Origin of the sequence: Halonotius terrestris (assembly GCF_006861665.1) — an archaeon.
GTDB lineage: Archaea > Halobacteriota > Halobacteria > Halobacteriales > Haloferacaceae > Halonotius > Halonotius terrestris.
In genome coordinates this window covers 183822-200695 of the sequence record NZ_RKLU01000003.1, presented here as the reverse complement: position 1 = coordinate 200695, position 16874 = coordinate 183822, and the positions used below count along the sequence as shown (strand labels likewise).

The 16874-nt window shown below is 62.1% G+C and carries 23 protein-coding genes; 8 read left to right on the top strand and 15 right to left on the bottom strand.

The annotated features are described in order from the left end of the window. From cheY to EGH24_RS07665, 5 genes are all read right to left on the bottom strand, one after another. Positions 1 to 363, bottom strand: coding sequence for a chemotaxis protein CheY (gene cheY / locus EGH24_RS07685; protein WP_142979584.1), 363 nt, complete (start codon positions 361 to 363; stop codon positions 1 to 3). Positions 364 to 455: 92 nt separating this feature from the next. After that, positions 456 to 1283, bottom strand: coding sequence for a DUF7500 family protein (locus EGH24_RS07680; RefSeq protein WP_142979583.1), 828 nt, complete (start codon positions 1281 to 1283; stop codon positions 456 to 458). A gap of 38 nt (positions 1284 to 1321) precedes the next feature. After that, positions 1322 to 1714: a hypothetical protein gene (locus tag EGH24_RS07675; RefSeq protein WP_142979582.1), complete on the bottom strand. Its 393-nt coding sequence runs from the start codon at positions 1712 to 1714 to the stop codon at positions 1322 to 1324. A gap of 131 nt (positions 1715 to 1845) precedes the next feature. Then, complete coding sequence (locus EGH24_RS07670) at positions 1846 to 2427, bottom strand: archaellin/type IV pilin N-terminal domain-containing protein (RefSeq protein WP_142979915.1); 582 nt, start codon at positions 2425 to 2427, stop codon at positions 1846 to 1848. 201 nt (positions 2428 to 2628) lie between these two features. After that, positions 2629 to 3213, bottom strand: a complete 585-nt coding sequence (locus EGH24_RS07665; protein ID WP_142979581.1) for an archaellin/type IV pilin N-terminal domain-containing protein — start codon at positions 3211 to 3213, stop codon at positions 2629 to 2631. A gap of 276 nt (positions 3214 to 3489) precedes the next feature. On the opposite strand from EGH24_RS07665, the gene EGH24_RS07660 reads away from it, so the two are divergent. Together EGH24_RS07660 and EGH24_RS07655 are read left to right on the top strand one after the other, a co-directional pair. Beyond that, positions 3490 to 4368 carry a CbiX/SirB N-terminal domain-containing protein gene (locus EGH24_RS07660; protein ID WP_142979580.1) on the top strand — a complete coding sequence of 293 codons (879 nt, stop codon included), beginning with the start codon at positions 3490 to 3492 and terminating at the stop codon, positions 4366 to 4368. After that, complete coding sequence (locus tag EGH24_RS07655; protein WP_185903273.1) at positions 4369 to 5499, top strand: DR2241 family protein; 1131 nt, start codon at positions 4369 to 4371, stop codon at positions 5497 to 5499. Between the two features lie 23 nt (positions 5500 to 5522). On the opposite strand, the gene EGH24_RS07650 is transcribed toward EGH24_RS07655, so the two are convergent. The 8 genes from EGH24_RS07650 to EGH24_RS07615 all read right to left on the bottom strand — a co-directional run bounded on the left by EGH24_RS07650 (position 5523) and on the right by EGH24_RS07615 (position 11057). Next, positions 5523 to 6101 carry a DUF7524 family protein gene (locus EGH24_RS07650; RefSeq protein WP_142979579.1) on the bottom strand — a complete coding sequence of 193 codons (579 nt, stop codon included), beginning with the start codon at positions 6099 to 6101 and terminating at the stop codon, positions 5523 to 5525. Between the two features lie 49 nt (positions 6102 to 6150). Continuing rightward, positions 6151 to 6345: a methytransferase partner Trm112 gene (locus EGH24_RS07645; protein ID WP_142979578.1), complete on the bottom strand. Its 195-nt coding sequence runs from the start codon at positions 6343 to 6345 to the stop codon at positions 6151 to 6153. Between the two features lie 95 nt (positions 6346 to 6440). After that, positions 6441 to 6842, bottom strand: a complete 402-nt coding sequence (locus EGH24_RS07640; RefSeq protein WP_142979577.1) for a response regulator — start codon at positions 6840 to 6842, stop codon at positions 6441 to 6443. 96 nt (positions 6843 to 6938) lie between these two features. Next, a complete protein-coding gene (locus tag EGH24_RS07635; protein WP_142979576.1) occupies positions 6939 to 7235 on the bottom strand; it encodes a ribonuclease P protein component 4 in 297 nt (98 codons plus the stop codon). A gap of 89 nt (positions 7236 to 7324) precedes the next feature. Then, positions 7325 to 7756, bottom strand: a complete 432-nt coding sequence (locus tag EGH24_RS07630) for a hypothetical protein (protein ID WP_142979575.1) — start codon at positions 7754 to 7756, stop codon at positions 7325 to 7327. Positions 7757 to 7822: 66 nt separating this feature from the next. Further along, positions 7823 to 9658 (bottom strand): ribosome biogenesis/translation initiation ATPase RLI, encoded by a 1836-nt coding sequence (locus EGH24_RS07625; RefSeq protein ID WP_142979574.1) that lies wholly within the window; start codon positions 9656 to 9658, stop codon positions 7823 to 7825. Then, on the bottom strand, positions 9659 to 9973 hold the full coding sequence (locus EGH24_RS07620) for an EMC6-like membrane protein (protein WP_142979573.1): 315 nt from the start codon (positions 9971 to 9973) through the stop codon (positions 9659 to 9661). A 118-nt stretch (positions 9974 to 10091) separates the two neighbouring features. Beyond that, the gene (locus tag EGH24_RS07615; protein ID WP_142979572.1) at positions 10092 to 11057 is read right to left on the bottom strand and encodes a nucleotidyltransferase family protein; all 966 of its coding nucleotides are present in this window, start codon (positions 11055 to 11057) and stop codon (positions 10092 to 10094) included. Between the two features lie 141 nt (positions 11058 to 11198). Between EGH24_RS07615 and glmM the strand changes: the two genes are divergently transcribed. Continuing rightward, positions 11199 to 12557 carry a phosphoglucosamine mutase gene (gene glmM, locus EGH24_RS07610; RefSeq protein WP_142979571.1) on the top strand — a complete coding sequence of 453 codons (1359 nt, stop codon included), beginning with the start codon at positions 11199 to 11201 and terminating at the stop codon, positions 12555 to 12557. A gap of 65 nt (positions 12558 to 12622) precedes the next feature. Here glmM and EGH24_RS07605 read toward each other — a convergent pair whose 3' ends face one another. Together EGH24_RS07605 and EGH24_RS07600 are read right to left on the bottom strand one after the other, a co-directional pair. Further along, positions 12623 to 13351 carry an Nmad3 family putative nucleotide modification protein gene (locus EGH24_RS07605; protein ID WP_142979570.1) on the bottom strand — a complete coding sequence of 243 codons (729 nt, stop codon included), beginning with the start codon at positions 13349 to 13351 and terminating at the stop codon, positions 12623 to 12625. Positions 13352 to 13357: 6 nt separating this feature from the next. Then, on the bottom strand, positions 13358 to 14290 hold the full coding sequence (locus EGH24_RS07600) for an acyltransferase (protein ID WP_142979569.1): 933 nt from the start codon (positions 14288 to 14290) through the stop codon (positions 13358 to 13360). 116 nt (positions 14291 to 14406) lie between these two features. Between EGH24_RS07600 and EGH24_RS07595 the strand changes: the two genes are divergently transcribed. The 5 genes from EGH24_RS07595 (at position 14407) to EGH24_RS07580 (ending at position 16839) form a co-directional block, all read left to right on the top strand. Continuing rightward, a complete protein-coding gene (locus EGH24_RS07595; protein WP_142979568.1) occupies positions 14407 to 14856 on the top strand; it encodes a CBS domain-containing protein in 450 nt (149 codons plus the stop codon). Between the two features lie 71 nt (positions 14857 to 14927). Then, a complete protein-coding gene (locus EGH24_RS07590; RefSeq protein WP_142979567.1) occupies positions 14928 to 15998 on the top strand; it encodes an aldo/keto reductase in 1071 nt (356 codons plus the stop codon). Next, the gene (locus tag EGH24_RS15315) at positions 15998 to 16165 is read left to right on the top strand and encodes a hypothetical protein (RefSeq protein WP_185903272.1); all 168 of its coding nucleotides are present in this window, start codon (positions 15998 to 16000) and stop codon (positions 16163 to 16165) included. The genes EGH24_RS07590 and EGH24_RS15315 overlap by 1 nt, the downstream gene beginning before the upstream one ends. A gap of 169 nt (positions 16166 to 16334) precedes the next feature. After that, complete coding sequence (srp19, locus tag EGH24_RS07585) at positions 16335 to 16610, top strand: signal recognition particle subunit SRP19 (RefSeq protein WP_142979566.1); 276 nt, start codon at positions 16335 to 16337, stop codon at positions 16608 to 16610. A gap of 1 nt (position 16611) precedes the next feature. After that, positions 16612 to 16839, top strand: coding sequence for an H/ACA ribonucleoprotein complex subunit GAR1 (locus EGH24_RS07580; protein ID WP_142979565.1), 228 nt, complete (start codon positions 16612 to 16614; stop codon positions 16837 to 16839). Positions 16840 to 16874 lie beyond the last annotated feature (35 nt).

The window sequence follows — 16874 nt, the reverse complement described above, 5'->3', positions numbered from 1 at the left end:
TTAGGCTGGGATGACGTCGTTGATCTCGTTGAGAACGTTCGGTTTCTGGAACGGTTTGGTGATGTACCCCGACGCACCGGCCTTGATCGCCTGTTTCATCTTCTCCTCCTGGCCAACGCTGGTACACATGATCACCTTGGCGTCCGGGTAGTTGTTCGTGATCTCGTTTGTCGCCTCGATCCCACTCCGGATCGGCATGACGATGTCCATCATGGCGATGTCGGGCTCCTCCTCCTCGTAGAGGTTTACTGCCTCGACGCCGTTTTCGGCTTCCCCAACGATCTCGAAGTCGTCTTCCAGTATCTCTCGGAGCAGGTTCCGCATGAACTCCGAGTCGTCGGCGATCATCACACGCTTTGCCATATATGCCTGTAGGACGTGCGAAGTCTATTAAACACTCCCCTATAGGTATCACACCTGAGAATAATTTCGCCGTTCCTGCCGGTTCGGCTGGACTACTTGTTTTTCGAGGGGGGAATCGTGAACGACCCCTCCTTGCGCACCGCCGTCAACAGCTCGCTGATCGAATCGTCCGGCTGGAGACCGTACTGTTTCAACATCGTGTAGACGCTTTGGACAGGGTATTCGACTTCGAGACTGCTGCCCGCGAGGATGATGCCAAGGGCCGCTTCAGGTTCGACCTCGTCGGTGGTCTGTTTGGCGTACCAGCGCAGCAGGCCCTCTAACGTTTCGGCGATATCGTCGGAGCTCATCCGGCCGCGTTTCACATCGCCCTCGATGTTGACCGTCGCGTCGAACCCGTAGGACTCCTCCGTCTTGGCCAGCGACTCCGCGAGGAACTGGCTGACCGTCTGTTGAGTCAACTCGACGGCCGGCGGCTCGGCCGACTCTTTGCTTTCGTCGGTCGTTGGCGGCGGTGATTGGGTTTCGGACCCGCCACCCGAACCGGAAGGAGGCGTCTTCTCTTTCGATTCGGCTTCTTCCTCCGTCGAGGTCGCTGACTCCTCGGGTTCCTCGTCGTCTTCGTCACCGGATTCGGTTGGGGGCTGCGTCGATGCTGACTGCTCGGCTGTCGGTGGTTCCTCCGTACTCTGTGGCTCTGCTGGGGACGACGCCGATTGCCCCGACGGCAGCTCGGCAGCATCGTCGTCGAAGCCAGGGTCTTCGAGCTGCTCGTCGGGATCGACATCCGGACCATCCGCCGAGACGACGTACCGACCCTCGTCAATCGACTCGACCTTCGGGTGGTCGGTAATATCGAGCTCGTCGGGACCGAGTATTCCCTGCTCTTGCGGCTGGTCATCGGCGTCGTCGGAGCCCATACCACTGCGTTCTGCCGTCTCGATAAAGAGTGTTGTCCCTACGAGGACTCGGAGTTCGAGAACGAGGGTTCGCCACCGGGACGTATCAGATCGACTTCGTGGGATTCGACAGCGGAGGATACGTATCCGGAGGGGTTGAACGTCACCGGAAGTGTTGCGTTGTCGCCCGCGTCGATGGTTGCAGTAACGGAGCCTCTGTCGAGTTCGTTACCATCGTTGTCGAGAAGCCGTGCCCAGACTTCGATCTCGACAGGACTGTCAGTAGGATTCACGACGGCGACGTTGACGATCAGCCCCGCTTGGTCAGCGACGGTCGAATCCGCAACGTACGGCTGGTCTGGGCCGTCGTCGGAGCCGCCGAGACCAGCACACCCAGCAAGGCCGACTGAAGCGAGCGTTCCAGTAGCAACCAACAGTTGTCGTCGATCCATATAGACCCTGTTCTATCGAATCGATATTAATCTTGTTGCCACCAAAGAAAACGCGGTTGGTCTGCGGTTGAAAATACTCAAACAAAACGCCAGCCCAACACTGAAATTAGCGAGGAAGCGAGGCCGGACGATTAGAGGATATAGGATTCGCCTTCGTCGATGTTACGTGGTGCTTGAACGGATTTGTATGAGCTTCCGCCGGCCGGTGCTTGTACAACAATCTGTACTCGAGTCGACTCTTCGAGTACGTTGAGATCATCTTCGGTGGCCAGATCGAAGCCGACTTCAACCCGATCTCCCTGTTCTGCCATAATCGGATTGACATTGCTCTCGTATTCTCCTTGGATCGGTGTGTACGCCACAACATTCGATCCCTCAGCATCGCCGCTAATCACAGTGGCGTTGCCGTTCGTTTCGAGTGTGTATGACGTTTCGCTTAGATTGACTGCCTCAGCACCGGATGCGAGACGCAGCGTTGCGTTCAGTTGATCGAGTTTTGAGTCAGTACCGGTGTCATTGCCGATTACCTCGCCGATCACAACGAGGTCGCTGACTTCTTGCGTTGTTTCTTCACCGGTTGACTGTGCTTGTGCTTGGAGGAGGCCTGCGGTGTTGATCAGCACGCCCGCGGCGATCGCGGCGACGAGCACCATCGCGATGAACACGATGAGCGTCCCGATACCCACCTGACCTCGATTTTCAGTGTTGAACATGGTTTGCTCCTGTCTGTGACTCACTAGCTGGAGTCCAGACTTGTATCTGTTAGTAGTCAGGCTAAAGTGTTAAAAGTAACGACAAATTACGCACTCGTGGATGTTAATAAAAAATAAGCAACAGTGAGCGTCGTGTGCACACTATTGCCGGTGAGATACTGCCTGACCAGTGCAAAATAAAAACGGTATAACGTAGTGGGCTTAGAGGATGTAGGATTCGCCTTCGTCGATGTTACGCGGTGCCTGAACGGATTTGTACGAACTCCCGCCGGCTGGTGAGTTCAGCACAATCGTCATTCGTGTCGATTCATCGAGTTGGTTTAGATCGTCACTGCTATCCAAATCGAAACCGACTTCGACTCGGTCTCCCTGTTCGGCTAAGATCGGATTGACGTTGCTTTCGAAGTCGCCTTGCACTGGCGTGTACGCGACGATACTGTCGGTATCTTCAGCATAACCAGTAATCACAGTGGCATTGCCGTTCGTCTCAAGTGTGTATGACGTTTCACTCAGGTTCACTGCTGAGGCACCAGATGCTAGTCGAAGTGTCGCGTTTATTTGATCCAGCTCACTGTTATCGGTTGTGTCATTGCCGACTATCTCACCGATCACAACAACATCACTGACTTCCGCGGTTGTTTCTTCACCGGTTGACTGTGCTTGTGCTTGCAAGAGGCCTGCGGTGTTGATCAGCACGCCCGCGGCGATCGCGGCGACGAGCACCATCGCGATGAACACGATGAGCGTCCCGATACCAACCTGACCTCGGTTTTCAGTGTTGAACATGGTTTTTTGCTCCCGCCCGCAACCCAGTAAGGGTCGGGCGTTACATCGGAAATGTTGGGAGATGGTAATAAAAGCTCTGTCTGAATTATCGATTGTGATTATAGTATGTTTCAAAAACACTTTCTGAGAGGCGAAACCAGCATGCAGAATCGATATGCGGAATCCGCTATCGTCTCAGCGACTATCGTTCTTGATAGCTACCGTGTCGATTGCTGTTTGTAGTGGTCGCCGAGGCTACCCGAAGTCCCTAAGGCCGTTCCATTCGTTGGCTGTAGTATGCAATCGCTGGTAATCGTCGCCCACGGCTCCCATCTCAACCCCGATTCTGCGACGCCGACACACACCCACGCCGATACGATCCGCAAAACGGGTGCCTTCGACGAGGTCCGAACCGGGTTCTGGAAGGAGGAACCCTCGCTTCGTGAGGTGCTTCGCACGGCTCGCGGCGACGACATCTACGTCGTCCCGCTGTTCATCAGTGAAGGCTATTTCACCGAACGGGTCATCCCCCGTGAACTCCGGTTGGAAGGGTGGGATCCGGACCTGTGGGATTCCGAGGGAATTTCGGCGGATACCGCTACGCTCGTCGCCAGCGACATCGACAAAGAGGTTCACTACTGCGGCCCCGTCGGCACGCATGAAGCGATGACGGATGTGCTCATTCGTCGCGCGGAATCAGTCACCGGCGATCCGTCAGTCGGCGATGGCTTTGGGTTCGCCGTCGTCGGCCACGGAACCGAGCGCAACGAAAAGAGTGCCAAAGCGATCGAGTATCACACCGAGCGCGTCCGTGAGACCGGCCGGTTCGACGAGGTCAAAGCACTGTATATGGACGAAGAGCCGGAAGTCGACGACGTCACTGAGCACTTCGATAGCGAGGATATCATCGTCGTCCCACTGTTCATCGCTGACGGCTTCCACACGCAGGAAGACATTCCCGAAGACATGGGCTTGACTGATGATTACCGGACTGGGTACGATGTTCCTGCCGAGGTTGACGGCCACAGAATCTGGTACGGCGGTGCGGTCGGCACTGAGGAACTGACCGCCGATGTGATTCTCGAACGCGCTGCCGACGCCGGTGCCGATATCGGTGATGCGATAGAACGGGTGCGCCAGCAGACCAAACCAACGACACTGGTGGCGGGCGATTAGATGTCGGTTGTCGAACCCGCGCTTTCGGAGACGCAACTGGCAGCGTTCAGCGAGACGCTTGCGGAGGGAGCAATCGAGTACGATGGGCTGGCTGCCGAATACGACGCCGACGAGGAGACCTATCACATCGAGACGCCTGACCGACATGCAACTGTCGATGCCGATGCACTCGATACGGTCGCTGCCGAGCAGGCAGCGTATATTACGAACTGGTATTTCTATACGCAGGCGGTCGGCAGTGAGGTCAAGCAGGCGTTCTGTCGGTGGCTCGAACTGGCTGACGACCACTCGGTTCCGGACCGCTACGACGCGCTCGAATCCGGAATTGCCCGCGAGTGGGGGCAACTCAGCATCACCACGACACTGGCAGACGACGGTACTCGCCACTACGAGGTTCGCCACATCGACGACAGCGACGTTGACGCCGACGCGCTGACAACTCACACGGATCCGTTCGACGCCCGCGATATCGGGACGCTCGATGCGGACGGTCGCTACCGCCCGTTGCGGACCGCGCCATCGCTCGACTCTGGCTGGATTTTCCCTGATCTCGCTGCCGACGAAGTATACGAGGCAGTCGAGGCGTTCTATCCGGCAACGGTCGTCAACTGGCACCGCGAACAGCGCGGCGAACTCGACATCGACCACTGGCGAGACGAACAAGACCGGCAGAGCGGCATCTACAATCTCATTACGGTCCTGCCGGACGAGGCCGTCGAGTGGGCGGCTGCGGCGTGTTGTGACGACTCGCAGTGTCTCAAACGCCGCGAATGGCAGCTTTCGGAGGACGAACCACTCGATGCCGACGGCGGCGACGGCGTCTTCCCGTGCCGCGAACCGTGTTCGATGGTCGTCGCTGCGGGTCGTGAATGGGCCAAACTGGAACGCGAAGACACCCAAACCTACGAGTTCGAGTTGACGCCGAGCGAGAAGGACCAGCTGGAAGCAATCATCGATTCCGTTGCGGACGACGAAATAGACGAGATTCGAGAGGCCGATATCGGGAACGGAGCCAACCGGTGGCGGGTCCGGTACCTCCGTGAGAAGCGATTCGACGACGAGGGGAACCTCTCGGGCACGCCGACCCATCCTGACGGCCACGATCCCGACGACGGCGGCGACGATCACTGATCGGCGGCCGAAGTCCGACCCAGCTATGGTCGTATTGAAATCGCCACAGCGACAGCGACGCCGACGAGAACGATCAGCGAGCCGGCGAGGACTGCCGGACTCTCGATGGTCGCCGCCGCGACGGCCGACAGCGCGATGGCGACGAGCCCGATGACGATGACCGGCCCCGCCTCGCCGGGGAGCATCCCGTTGTCGGCCAGTAGTTCGGCAAGGCTTGGCTCCTCGGGTTCGGGGGTTGCCGGCACCGACAGCGACTCGTCGACGTCGACCCGGTGGGGTTCTTCGTCCGGCGGCGTGACCGTGACCGTGGTGTAGACGACTTCCGAGCCGTAGCCGGTGGCGATCTTGAGGCGGCCAGAGATATCGGTCCCTCTGGGTTCGACATCGACGGTCACCGACCGGCTGCGGTTGGGTTCGACGTAATGGTTGTTCGCGCGGATATGGGCGACAGTGGATAGCGTGTCGTCGAGGTTGAGATGGACGTGAACGGCCTCGTCGTGGTTGTCCAACTCGATCTCGAAGGGGCCGCCGGTCTCGAACGTCGAGGGCGCGGCTATCGAGTGGAGGCCGTCCTCGTTGAGATCCACTGTCAGGCGAGGCACACCTAACGCTCGGAGCCGAGGGAGAAAAAACTACAGGCCGAACAGCCGCTTAGGCCGCCGCTTCGTCGCGCATATCCGGCGGCAGGAGGTTCGGAATGCCGTCCTCGATGGGGTAGACCTCGCCGCACTCGCTGCAGGTGAGGCTGCCCTCGATAATCTCCTCGTCGTCTTTCGTTTCGACCTCGAGATCGAGATCGTGTTTGTCCATCGGACAGCAAATAATGTCCATCAGTGACTCCTTCATTGGCTGCAGTTCGGGTCGGGCGCGTCAAAAGCCTACGGGTTCGATGGGTATTGGGCGGGATAGCGGAGACAGAAAGCTGGCGTAACGGGCAGAAATCAGCGGTCGCCGTACGCGCGAATGACGGTGTCGATCCGGTTGGCCAGTACGTCCATTTCGCCGGTCGCGTGATCGCCCTTGTAGACGAATTCGGTGACGCCGGCCCGGATCGCATCGTTGGCGATCGGTTCGAGTGCCTTGCCGGTGAGGATGATGATCGGGACGTCGGGCTCGGTGGAGCCGCCGTTGATTCTCGCGGCGAGTTTGACACCGTTCGTATCCGGGAGTTCGTAGTTCGAGACGATACACTCGATGTCGTCGTACTCGTCGAGGGCGTTTTCCACCTCGTCGGCCGTAGCGACAGTGGTCACGTAGAAATTGTGGATGTCCTCCAGCGTTTCGGCGACGCGCGTCGCCATGAAAGAGCTGTCTTCCACAAGAAGCACGTGCGGTGCTGGCATTTCCTCATCGTTTTTCCTACTGGCTAATAATTGTAGCTCACTCGTCGTCAGCCAAATGTCAGATGATTGGTTGGTTCGCCGTCAGTGGCGACGGTTTCAGTCGCTTTCGGCAGCTTCCTCCGCGTATGGATAGCGCTTGGTCGCGCCGCAGTCACAGCGCATCACGACCCGCCCGTCGCGCACCCGCACGCGTACGTTGACACCGGGCCGGAGCGCGACATCACACCGCGGGCAGGTGAAGCGTTTGAATTTGCGGGGGAGGCCACAGCGGTTCCGCTCGGCGATCCGCCGGGCCAGCCGGACGTACTCCCGGGAGCGGTCGAACTCGCCGTCGGCGGCCGCCGCTTTCGCCAACGCGAACAGGCGGTCGATCCGCTCGGCGGCGATTCCCATGTGGGTCATCTCCGGGCCGGCGGCCTGTTAGCTGTTCCGACCGAGTTGCGATGGGCAAAAAAGAGTGGTGCGTCGATTCCGACGGGGCCTTAGTCGTCTTCGAGCGCGTCGGCGATCCGGCGGAGTTCGCGGTTGGCGTCACGCACTTCGTCGCGGAGCTGGCGGATCTCGCGGACGAGCTGTTCGTTGCCGGCGGACTCCTCGCCGCCGCCCATTCCGGGTGGGCCGCCGCCCATGCCGCCGGGGCCGCCACCGCCGCCGCCCATCATGCCGCTCATCATCTGCGCGAAGGGGTTGCCACCGCCGCCGCCCATGCCGCCGGGCGCGCCGCCGCCACCCATCATCTCCTCGGGGCTCGGGCGGCCGTCGCCCTCGCCTTCCTCGCGTTCCTGCTCGCGTTTCTCGCGGATCTCTTCGACGCGCTCGCGGAAGGATTTCTCCTCGCCATCGCTCTCGCTGTCACCGTTGTCGGCTGCCTCCGGTTCCTCGGCGTCCGGCGTGGATTCCTCGTCGTCTGTCATAGCTCCGCGTTCGACCGGGGGACGGAAAACGGTTGTTGGTTGAGGGCGTGGCACCCGCGGCAACGACTACGCCGAGTAGTAGTATTCGCCGTCGCGTTTCTGCTGGCTGTCCTTCTGGCTGCCCGGTTTGTTGATCCGCGGGCGACCCGTGCCTTCGTCGCGGCGGAACGTGATATCGAGGTCCGCGAGGAAGTCGTTCATGCCGGCGCGCATCNCNTNNGGCTNGNCGGCGTGGCCGTGTTNGGCNGGCNNNCCGTCGAANACCNGTAGCCGGTCGGCGAGCAGGTCGATCATGTAGATGTCGTGGTCGATGACCATCGCCGTCGCGTCGTGGTTCTCNGNGTAGCGNCGGATNGCNNNNGTNGCNNGNACGCGCTGNTCCACGTCNAGNTGNGCCGAGGGCTCGTCGAGCACGTAGAGATCGGCGGGCTCAGAGAGGCAGGCCGCGATGGCGACGCGCTGGCGTTCCCCTCCAGAGAGGTCNGTNAGCTGCTGTTCCATNANCNGCTCCAGCTGGAGGGGTTGGGCGATTTCCGTGTTCCAGTAGGAGGAGCCGAACTCGTCGGTGATAGAGGAGAGGAACGCGTCGACGCGCATCGGCTGGTCGATCTCGANNTACTGCGGNTTGTAGGAGATNTCGAGGTCGAAATCGAGGTCGCCTTTGTCGGGCTCGATGGAGCCGGCGAACAGTTTGGCGAGCGTCGATTTCCCGATCCCGTTGGGGCCGACGACGCCGAGCACTTCGCCCTCGTAGATCATGCCGGCATCCACCTCAAGCGAGAACTCGCCGTCGCCGTAGGACTTGCTGAGTTCGGGGTACTCGACCAGCGGCGTGCCGCGGGTCGTCTCCCGCGGGGCGTGTTCCTCGAAGGTGATCGATTCCNGCCGGATGCGCATGTTCTCGTTGTTGAGATATCCCTCGAGATATTCGTTGATCCCGTTGCGGACGGATTTCGGGTCGGTCATCACGCCGAAGACGCCGGGTTCACCGTAGGCGACGTGGAGCGTGTCCGCGAGNAGGTCGAGNANNGCNAGGTCGTGTTCGACGACGAGCATCGANCGNTCNNCCTCNNNNTCCTCGGCGAGTTCGCGGACGAGCCGCGCGGCGGTGACCCGCTGGCCGATGTCGAGATACGGCGTGATCTCGTCGAGGAAGTAGAAGTCGGCGTCNCGCNCNAGCGTCGCCGCNANGGCGACNCGCTGGAGNTCNCCGCCNNTGATCGAGTCGATAGATTGGTCCATGATCGGCCGAATCGAGAGGCGATCGACAAGCTCGTCGAGGACACCGCGTTCGTCAGTCTGCTCAAGTAGTTCGCGGGTGTTGCCGTCGAACTGTTTGGGAATCTGATCGACGTACTGTGGTTTGCGCGCGACAGTGATCTCCTCGTCCATCAACCGCGTGATGTAGTTCTGGAGTTCGGAGCCGCGGTAGCGGTCGAGGACGGCTTCCCACGTAGCGTCGCTGCCGTACTCGCCGAGGTTCGGGATGAGTTCGTCGGCCAACGCTTTGACCGCGGTCGATTTCCCGATCCCGTTGGGCCCGAGGATGCCGGTCACGTTGCCCGGTGAGGGCACCGGCAGCCCGTANAGCNCGAAGGCGTTGTCNCCGTAGCGGTGGGTCGGNTNNTCGTCGAGCTCCTGAGGGAGATTGATGATCTCGATGGCGTCGAACGGACACTTCTCGACGCAGATGCCGCAGGTCTCGCCGAGACAGANCTCNTCGGAGATGNNNANCTGNTCNGGCTCACCCTCATAGCGATCGTCGTCGCCGAAGCGTTCCTCGCGGGTGATGATGCACTCCTNGCCCGTCCGGTTCGGCGGGCAGNAGTTCNNACACTCGTAGTTNCATCNGTCGGGNTGNCAGCGGTCGAGGTCNACGACCGCGATGNNGTCGTCGGCCATCTACAGNNTCNNCNCCGACGTGAGCAGGACTGCGTACGTAATAAACCACAGACAGAACGTCATGAACGTGAGATAGAGGTTGTCCTTGATGCCGAAGTCGGCGACATCGACGCCGAGGAGCCTGAGCAACGGGAACTGCGCGAAGACCGCCGCCGCCAGAATCAACACCGGCTGGAAGCCGCTCGCCGCTTCGGCCGTCGTGCCGACGACGAACGCCGAGACGGCCGCAGCGAGTACCCCCGCCAGACAGGCCGAGGTCGTGACCGTCACTCCCCGCATGTGATCGGAGAGCCCGGTTGCTGTGTCAGTAGCCATACGTCCCGTTCCGAGAGCCGTCATCAAAAGGAGTTCGTTTGGCCGTCAGGGACTGCTCGCGCCGCTGTGTGGTCCAGCGGCTACCCAAACAGGAAAAATCGGAGAAGTTGGTGACGACTTACTCGTCGCTGACGACGCTGTAGGAGCCGATCAGGCTCTCGCTGAGGTCGATCCCCTCAACGGTTGCCTTCTCGTCGAAGACCGTGTCGGTCAACTCGGCGTCCTCGACGTGGGCGTCGGGGAAGACGAGCGTGTCCGTCAGCGTCGCGTTCTTGACGGTCGCGCCGGACATGACGTGCGTCGAGCCGTTGAGATCGCTGTTTTCGACGGTCGCGCTGTCGGCGATTTTCGGCTCGCCGCCGAGTTTCCAGTCGACTGCATCGAGGTAGGCCGCGGCTTCGCCGATGTCGAACCACACGTCCTCGAAGGTGAAGGCGTAGACGGACTGGCGGTCCTGCAGCCACTGGAGGAACCAGCCGGGCTCGTCGGGGTTCTCGTCGTTGGCGAGGTAGGTATCGAACTTCGGCAGCACGTCCGCCGGGAAGGCGTAACACGCGATGGAGGCCAGCGTCGTGTTCGGCTCGTCGGGTTTCTCCTGGAAGTTAACGACCTCGTCGCCGTCGAGTTCGACGAGTCCGTAGGATTTCGCGCGTTCGCGGTCGCCCACGTCGTAGGCGGCGAGGATGGGCGACTGTTTCTCCTCGAAGAACTCGACGAAGTCCTCGATGTCGAAGCCGANNANGTTGTCGCCGGCGANGANGAGCAGGTCNTCGTCNANCCCCTCGCGGTCGACGAGCTGGGCGAGCGCGCCGACGACNCCGAACTTCTCGTCCTCNTCGNTNGTNTCCTCGACGGAGAGGNCGGGTTTCTCGTAGCCCTGCTCGTCGACGTAGTTCTCGAAGTCGGCGGCGAACCGCTCGTTCGTGCTGATGTAGACGTCCTCGACGTCGTCGTTGTCGTCGAGTTGGGCGAGCGTTTTGTCGATCACCGTGGTGTCGCCGACCGGGAGCAGCATCTTCGGTCGGTTCCGCGTGATCGGCCACATTCGGGTTGCGTAGCCACCGGCAAGAACAATTGCATCCATACCAGCACAACCTGACTGTGGTGACTTATAGCCTGCTGTTGGAATGGGATGCCGTGACACGGTATCGGTGCGGCTGCCGTGGGCCGATCCGGCCTGCCGTAGAAGCCGCATACTCATTAGGTGGGCAGGCAATACCGAGGTATGTTCGGAACCAGCGGTATCCGCGGCCCCGTCGGCGAGACCGTCACTGCCGACCTCGCACTGGCGGTCGGCCGCGCGGTCGCAACGGACGGTGCCGACACGGTCGTGATCGGACGGGACGCCCGCGACAGCGGGCGATTCCTCGCCGACGCTGCCGCGGCCGGCTGTGCGGAGTGCGGCGCGGACGTGATCGATCTCGGACTCACAGCAACGCCGACGCTCGCCCGAAGTATCGCCCGCCTTGACGCCGACGCCGGGATCGTCGTGACCGCTTCGCATAACCCACCCGAGGACAACGGCCTCAAACTCTGGACGCCCTCGGGACAGGCCTTCGATACCGCCCGCCGAGACCGAATCACCGACATTATCGATCGCGAGGCCTACGACTTCGCCCCGTGGGACGCCTCCGGCGAGCGAACGACCGAGGGTGCGGCTGACGCGGCCGACGCAGCCCACACGACTGCCGTCGTCGACGCTATCGACGACGAGGCAGCCGCGGCGATGGCGGGGCTGGAAGCGGTCGTCGATGTCGGCAACGGCGTCGGCAGCGTCACCGCTGACGCGCTCGGCGACCTCGGCGCCGCGGTGACGACGCTCAACGCCCAGCCCGACGGTGCGTTCCCCGGCCGGCCGAGCGAGCCGACCGCCGAGACGCTGACCGCCCTCCGCGCGCAGGTCGGCAACACCAACGCCGACCTCGGAATCGCCCACGACGGCGACGCCGACCGGATGGTCGCAGTCGACGAAACCGGTGCGTTCGTCCCGAAGGACGTGTTGCTCGCGCTGTTCGCCCGCCGCGCAGTCGACACCGCTGGCGGCGGTGTCGTCGCTGCACCGGTCGATACCAGCCTCTGTGTCGACGACGCGATCGAGCCGCTTGACGGCAGCGTGAACCGAACCAAAGTCGGCGACGTGTTCGTCGCGGAAGCCGCCGCCAGCGACGGCACTGTCTTCGGCGGCGAGCCCTCCGGCGCGTGGATCTGGCCCGAGGAGACGCTGTGTCCGGACGGCTCGCTTGCCGCCGCAAAACTGACCGCACTCGTTGCCACTGACGGCTCTCTCTCCGAGCAGGTAGCGTCGGTCGAGACCTACCCGATCCAGCGGCGAAGTATCGAAGTCGCTGACAAGGCAGCGGTGATGGAGCGCGTCGCTGACGACATGCTGGCCGAGTACGACAACGTAGCGACGAGTGACGGCGTCCGCGCTGAAACCGACACCGGATGGGTGTTGGTTCGATCGAGCGGCACACAACCGCTGATTCGGATTACGGCGGAAGCTCGGAGCGAGGCTGCGGCAGAGGATCTGCTGGCTGCGGCTGTCGATCGGGTGAACTCAGTCGCGGCGCAGGTGGCTGTGTAGGCCAGTTTGTCCGGAAGTCAGTCCTTACTGGCAATGTTATTGATTAATTCTTCGCCCGATTGGTCTCAAACAAGACCACGCAGCCTCGCAGTCGCCGCTTCGTCGAACCACAGTCGGCGTCGCCACCACGGCCCCTTCCCGGAGTCGTTCGAGAGCTCGGTGACGATGCTGTTGGCTGTCGCCCCAGACTCCGGCGCGCTCAGTGGCACTGCGCGATCGAAGAGCCGGGAGTTGTCGCTGCCGCGAACCAAGACCTTCGCGTCGAAATCGGCGCGCTTGCAGTGGGCGTTGCTGGCGAACGCCTCCCGCTCGGTCGCTGACAACGACGCACAGGCGTCGCTGTCGAGCACTCGCTCGACGCGGAACTCGCCGATCAGATACGCGCCCCAGTCCGGTGTCACCCAGTCAGCGGCCGGGCCCGTGGCGACGCCAGCCGGCGGCTCGTGGGTCGTCAGTGTCGCATAGAAGAACAGCGAATCGCCCGGCTCCAATTCGCTGATCGGCCCGGCCTTGACGCCGTGTTCGTCGCCGTAAGTATAGTTCTCGCAGTACGGATACGCCGCGAACTCGGGGTCAAGGTGGACCGCGCGGTCGCGGCTATCCGCTGGGAGGTCAAACGGGAGCGGATCGAGCGCGTCGAGCAGGTCGGCGTAGGTTGGTACGTCGGCAGCGGGATCGACTGGCTCCCGTTCGGGAATCGGCAGATAGACGAAACTGCCGTCGGGATACACGGGGCCGCGAACGCCCGGTAGATTGGTGTTGGCGGCGACGTTGATGGCGAGGGCGCGAGCCACGGCTGGCTACTCGCTGGTCGGCGGCGCGTCGGCTGGCGGGTCCGGCGGCGACAGCGTCCGCTGGAACTCGTCGAAAATCTCGACCTCGTCGTCGATCTCGTGGTCGATCTCCCGCTCGTCCTGTCGGTGCGGGAGTCGGCCGTCGTCGATGGGGTCGGCGACCTCTTCCCAGCCGGGTTTGATCTTGACGCTCTTGGCGGGCATGCCGACGACGACGTGGTGGGCCGGCACGTCGCCTTGCACCATTGCTCGCGCGCCGACGACCGAGTTTTCGCCGACGCGGCAGCCGGCCCGGACCATCGCGTCGTAGGTCACGCGGGCGTCGTCGTCGATGATCGTGTGGAAGTTGTCGACGTGCGTCTGGTCGACGAGGTCGTGATCGTGGCTGTAGATGTGGACACCGTCGGAGATGGAGACGCGGTCGCCGACGGTCAGTTTGCCGCGGTCGTCGAGGTGGACATCGTCGTGGACGACGACGTTGTCGCCGACCGAGATGTTGTGGCCGTAGGTGAATGTGATCCCCTTGAAGAAGCGGCAGTTGTCNCCGNNCTCGTCGAANAGGTGNNNNGCGAGCATCTNNCGGAACNGNANGGCGAANGCGANGTTGTCGGCCATCGGCGTCGCGTCGAACTGCCGCCAGAGCCACTGNAGGTGTTTNGAGCGNNNGAANNNNTNCTCGTCCTTNTCNGCNTANTATTCGGATTCGAGTGTCGTATTACAGGGGTCGTAGCCCTGCAGTCGAACCCGAGTCGCCGGCGACACGTCCTCGCCGGCCTGCCACGCCTCGTATGCCTCCCTGTCCCCGAAGAGATCCACGAGCACGTCGGTGACGACATCGCAGGTGTCCTCATCGCCCGAGAGCCGTTCATCAACCGACTCGATGAAGCGGTCGACCCCGTCGGCCGCCTCGGCCGGCAGGGACACGTGTCGCTTGGTCATTGGATTCGATTGTCCGTGCGCGGATAAATGGATTCGGTTGTGTATTCACCGTACCCGAACGGTACGAGCTGTTAGCTGCCGAATATGTTTTGTACCGTGCGATACAATACCAAACAATGCGCGTCCGTGAGCTGATGAGCACCGATCTCGTGACGGTGCCCGCCGAGACGGACATGCGGACGGTCGCCGAACGGATGCTGCACAACCGCGTCGGCAGCGTGCTCGTCACCAACGACGGGACGCCCTGTGGGATCGTCACCGAGACGGACGCACTCACGGTCGGGTACGTTGCCAACAAGCCGTTTTCCGAAGTCTCGGTCGTTGCGGCGATGAGCCATCCGCTGCAAACCATCGAGCCGACGGCGACCGTCAGGACTGCCACGGAGCGGATGATCGACGAGGATATCAAGAAACTGCCCGTCGTCGACGAGTTGGATGTCCAGGGCATCATCACGATGACCGACATCGTTCGCTCCCACAGCGACCTGCTCAACGAGGCCCGGAAACTGGAACGCGGCCGCGGCGACCGCGATCCCACGGAGTGGCGCGGGCCGTTCGAGGAATAACGCTTTGTCGCGTTCCCACCGTGTGAAAACGAACCAGTTTCGCTAAGTGACCCGATCCCCTACGGCAGCGTATGCAGCATCGAGAACTCGGCACAAGCGGCGTTGAGGTCAGCGAGGTCGGCTTCGGCGCGTGGGTCGTCGGCACCGACTGGTGGGGCGACCGCAGCGAGCCGGAAGCCATCGAGCTGATCCAGCACGCCATTGAGGAGGGAATCACCTACTTCGACACCGGCGACGTCTACGGCCACGGCAACTCCGAGGAGGTCGTCGGCCGCGCGCTCGCCGACTACCGCGATGAGGTCACGCTGGCAACCAAGGTCGGCTACGACTTCTACAATCATCCACAGGCCGGCCACGGCGAACTCCCCAAGGAAATCACTCCCGAGTACATCCGCGAAGCCACGGAAAAGAGCCTCGACCGGCTCAACGTGGAGTACGTCGATGTCCTCCAACTCCACAACGCCGATGTCGATGAGGTTGACAAGGACATCCTCGAAGTCCTCGACGAACTCGAAGAGGAGGGCCTGATCCGAGCGACCGGCTGGGCACTCGGTCCCTCCATCGGCTGGCTCGCCGAGGGCGACAAGGCGATCACCGAAGAGTTCGACTCCCTCCAACTCGTCTGGAACGTCCTCGAACAGGAGGTCGGCAACCACTTCCTCGACACAATCGAGGAAACGGGCTCGTCGACGAGTCTTATCCCCCGTGTCCCCCACTCCTCCGGGCTGCTCAACGAGCAGGTCACCCCCGAGACCGAACTCGACGAGGGCGATCACCGCGGTTTCCGACCCGACGAGTGGTACGAAACCGGCTGGGAGAAGATCGAGTCGCTGCGGTTCCTCGAAGATCCCGACCACAGCGACGGCACGCGAACGATGGGCCAAGCCGCTATCGCCTACCTGCTGAGCTACGACCCCGTCGCCACCGTGACGCCGACGTTCCGCACGAAGGAAGATGTCACCGAGTGGGCCGCTGCCGCGGAGGTGCCGCCGCTCTCCGATGACGAGCGCGCCCGCGTCGAGGAACTCTACGCCGACAACTTCGGGATCGACCGCGACGACGGGATGGACAGCCTGCGCTCCTCGGTCGATGGGGACGACCTGCGCGACGCCGATCTCAGCCGAAAGGTCGCCAGCGACTGATGGGCCGACTGACGACGCTCGCCGTCGGCACAGCCGTCGCCCACACGATACTCGCGGTCGGCGTGTTTCTCCATAGCCGCCGCACTGACACCGACGCCGGCTACTGGTTGCCGGCGACGCTGCTGTTCGGCCTCGTCGGCGTCGCTGGCTACTGGCTGAACCGATAACGCCGCTTTCGCCCTCCTCCTCGTTCTGTCGACCCGGACGACCCCTCGTCTTCGGATCGAAACCGCCCTACAGCGACACGACGACACCACGAAAAACCACTTTCACCGTGCCGTCAGACACCGACTCGATAGTCGTAACGGTATTACCCGCGCCCTGTCTTGCGTCGATATGGTCGAAAACGTACTCTGGCCGGCGTACTTCGACGCCGACCACACGCGGTCGGGCGGTCGCCGCGTCGCCACCGACATGGCTGTCGACGAGCCGACGGTCGACGAGATCGCCACCGCCGTCCAGCAGATCGGCTACGACGCCGTGATCGAACGCGACAAGACGTATCCCCGCGAGTTCGAACCCCGAGGGCGCGTACTCGTCAAGGGCGCGGAGGACACGAAAAACGACCTCGTGCAAGCGATCGGCGCGTACCTCGGCGTCCTCCGGGAGTAGTATGCAGCGAATCGGCACTGTCGGTAAAACCGCCCAAGGGCTCGCCATCGTCGGACTCGACACTGATGAGACACCCGATATCGGGCTAATGGTCATCGACGAGTCGCTGTCGACGGTCGGCCGCGTCGTTGACGTGTTCGGTCCCGTTGCCGCGCCGTATGTTGCGATCACGCCGACAGACGGGGCGACGCTGACCGATCTCGTTGGGACGACGCTGTACGCCGAGTAGCGTCTGTTTTCCACGGTTGTCTCCTCCATCGCCAA

Bases quoted from the DNA above. Each gene is read 5' to 3' on its own strand.
- EGH24_RS07630 (WP_142979575.1), bottom strand. From the start codon at position 7,756: ATGACAGACGACGAGGAATCCACGCCGGACGCCGAGGAACCGGAGGCA.
- EGH24_RS07645 (WP_142979578.1), bottom strand. From the start codon at position 6,345: ATGAAGGAGTCACTGATGGACATTATTTGCTGTCCGATGGACAAACAC.
- EGH24_RS07640 (WP_142979577.1), bottom strand. From the start codon at position 6,842: ATGCCAGCACCGCACGTGCTTCTTGTGGAAGACAGCTCTTTCATGGCG.
- EGH24_RS07635 (WP_142979576.1), bottom strand. From the start codon at position 7,235: ATGGGAATCGCCGCCGAGCGGATCGACCGCCTGTTCGCGTTGGCGAAA.
- EGH24_RS07595 (WP_142979568.1), top strand. From the start codon at position 14,407: ATGCGCGTCCGTGAGCTGATGAGCACCGATCTCGTGACGGTGCCCGCC.
- EGH24_RS07665 (WP_142979581.1), bottom strand. From the start codon at position 3,213: ATGTTCAACACTGAAAACCGAGGTCAGGTTGGTATCGGGACGCTCATC.
- cheY (WP_142979584.1), bottom strand. From the start codon at position 363: ATGGCAAAGCGTGTGATGATCGCCGACGACTCGGAGTTCATGCGGAAC.
- glmM (WP_142979571.1), top strand. From the start codon at position 11,199: ATGTTCGGAACCAGCGGTATCCGCGGCCCCGTCGGCGAGACCGTCACT.
- EGH24_RS15315 (WP_185903272.1), top strand. From the start codon at position 15,998: ATGGGCCGACTGACGACGCTCGCCGTCGGCACAGCCGTCGCCCACACG.
- srp19 (WP_142979566.1), top strand. From the start codon at position 16,335: ATGGTCGAAAACGTACTCTGGCCGGCGTACTTCGACGCCGACCACACG.
- EGH24_RS07580 (WP_142979565.1), top strand. From the start codon at position 16,612: ATGCAGCGAATCGGCACTGTCGGTAAAACCGCCCAAGGGCTCGCCATC.
- EGH24_RS07680 (WP_142979583.1), bottom strand. From the start codon at position 1,283: ATGGGCTCCGACGACGCCGATGACCAGCCGCAAGAGCAGGGAATACTC.
- EGH24_RS07590 (WP_142979567.1), top strand. From the start codon at position 14,928: ATGCAGCATCGAGAACTCGGCACAAGCGGCGTTGAGGTCAGCGAGGTC.
- EGH24_RS07670 (WP_142979915.1), bottom strand. From the start codon at position 2,427: ATGTTCAACACTGAAAATCGAGGTCAGGTGGGTATCGGGACGCTCATC.
- EGH24_RS07660 (WP_142979580.1), top strand. From the start codon at position 3,490: ATGCAATCGCTGGTAATCGTCGCCCACGGCTCCCATCTCAACCCCGAT.
- EGH24_RS07655 (WP_185903273.1), top strand. From the start codon at position 4,369: ATGTCGGTTGTCGAACCCGCGCTTTCGGAGACGCAACTGGCAGCGTTC.
- EGH24_RS07675 (WP_142979582.1), bottom strand. From the start codon at position 1,714: ATGGATCGACGACAACTGTTGGTTGCTACTGGAACGCTCGCTTCAGTC.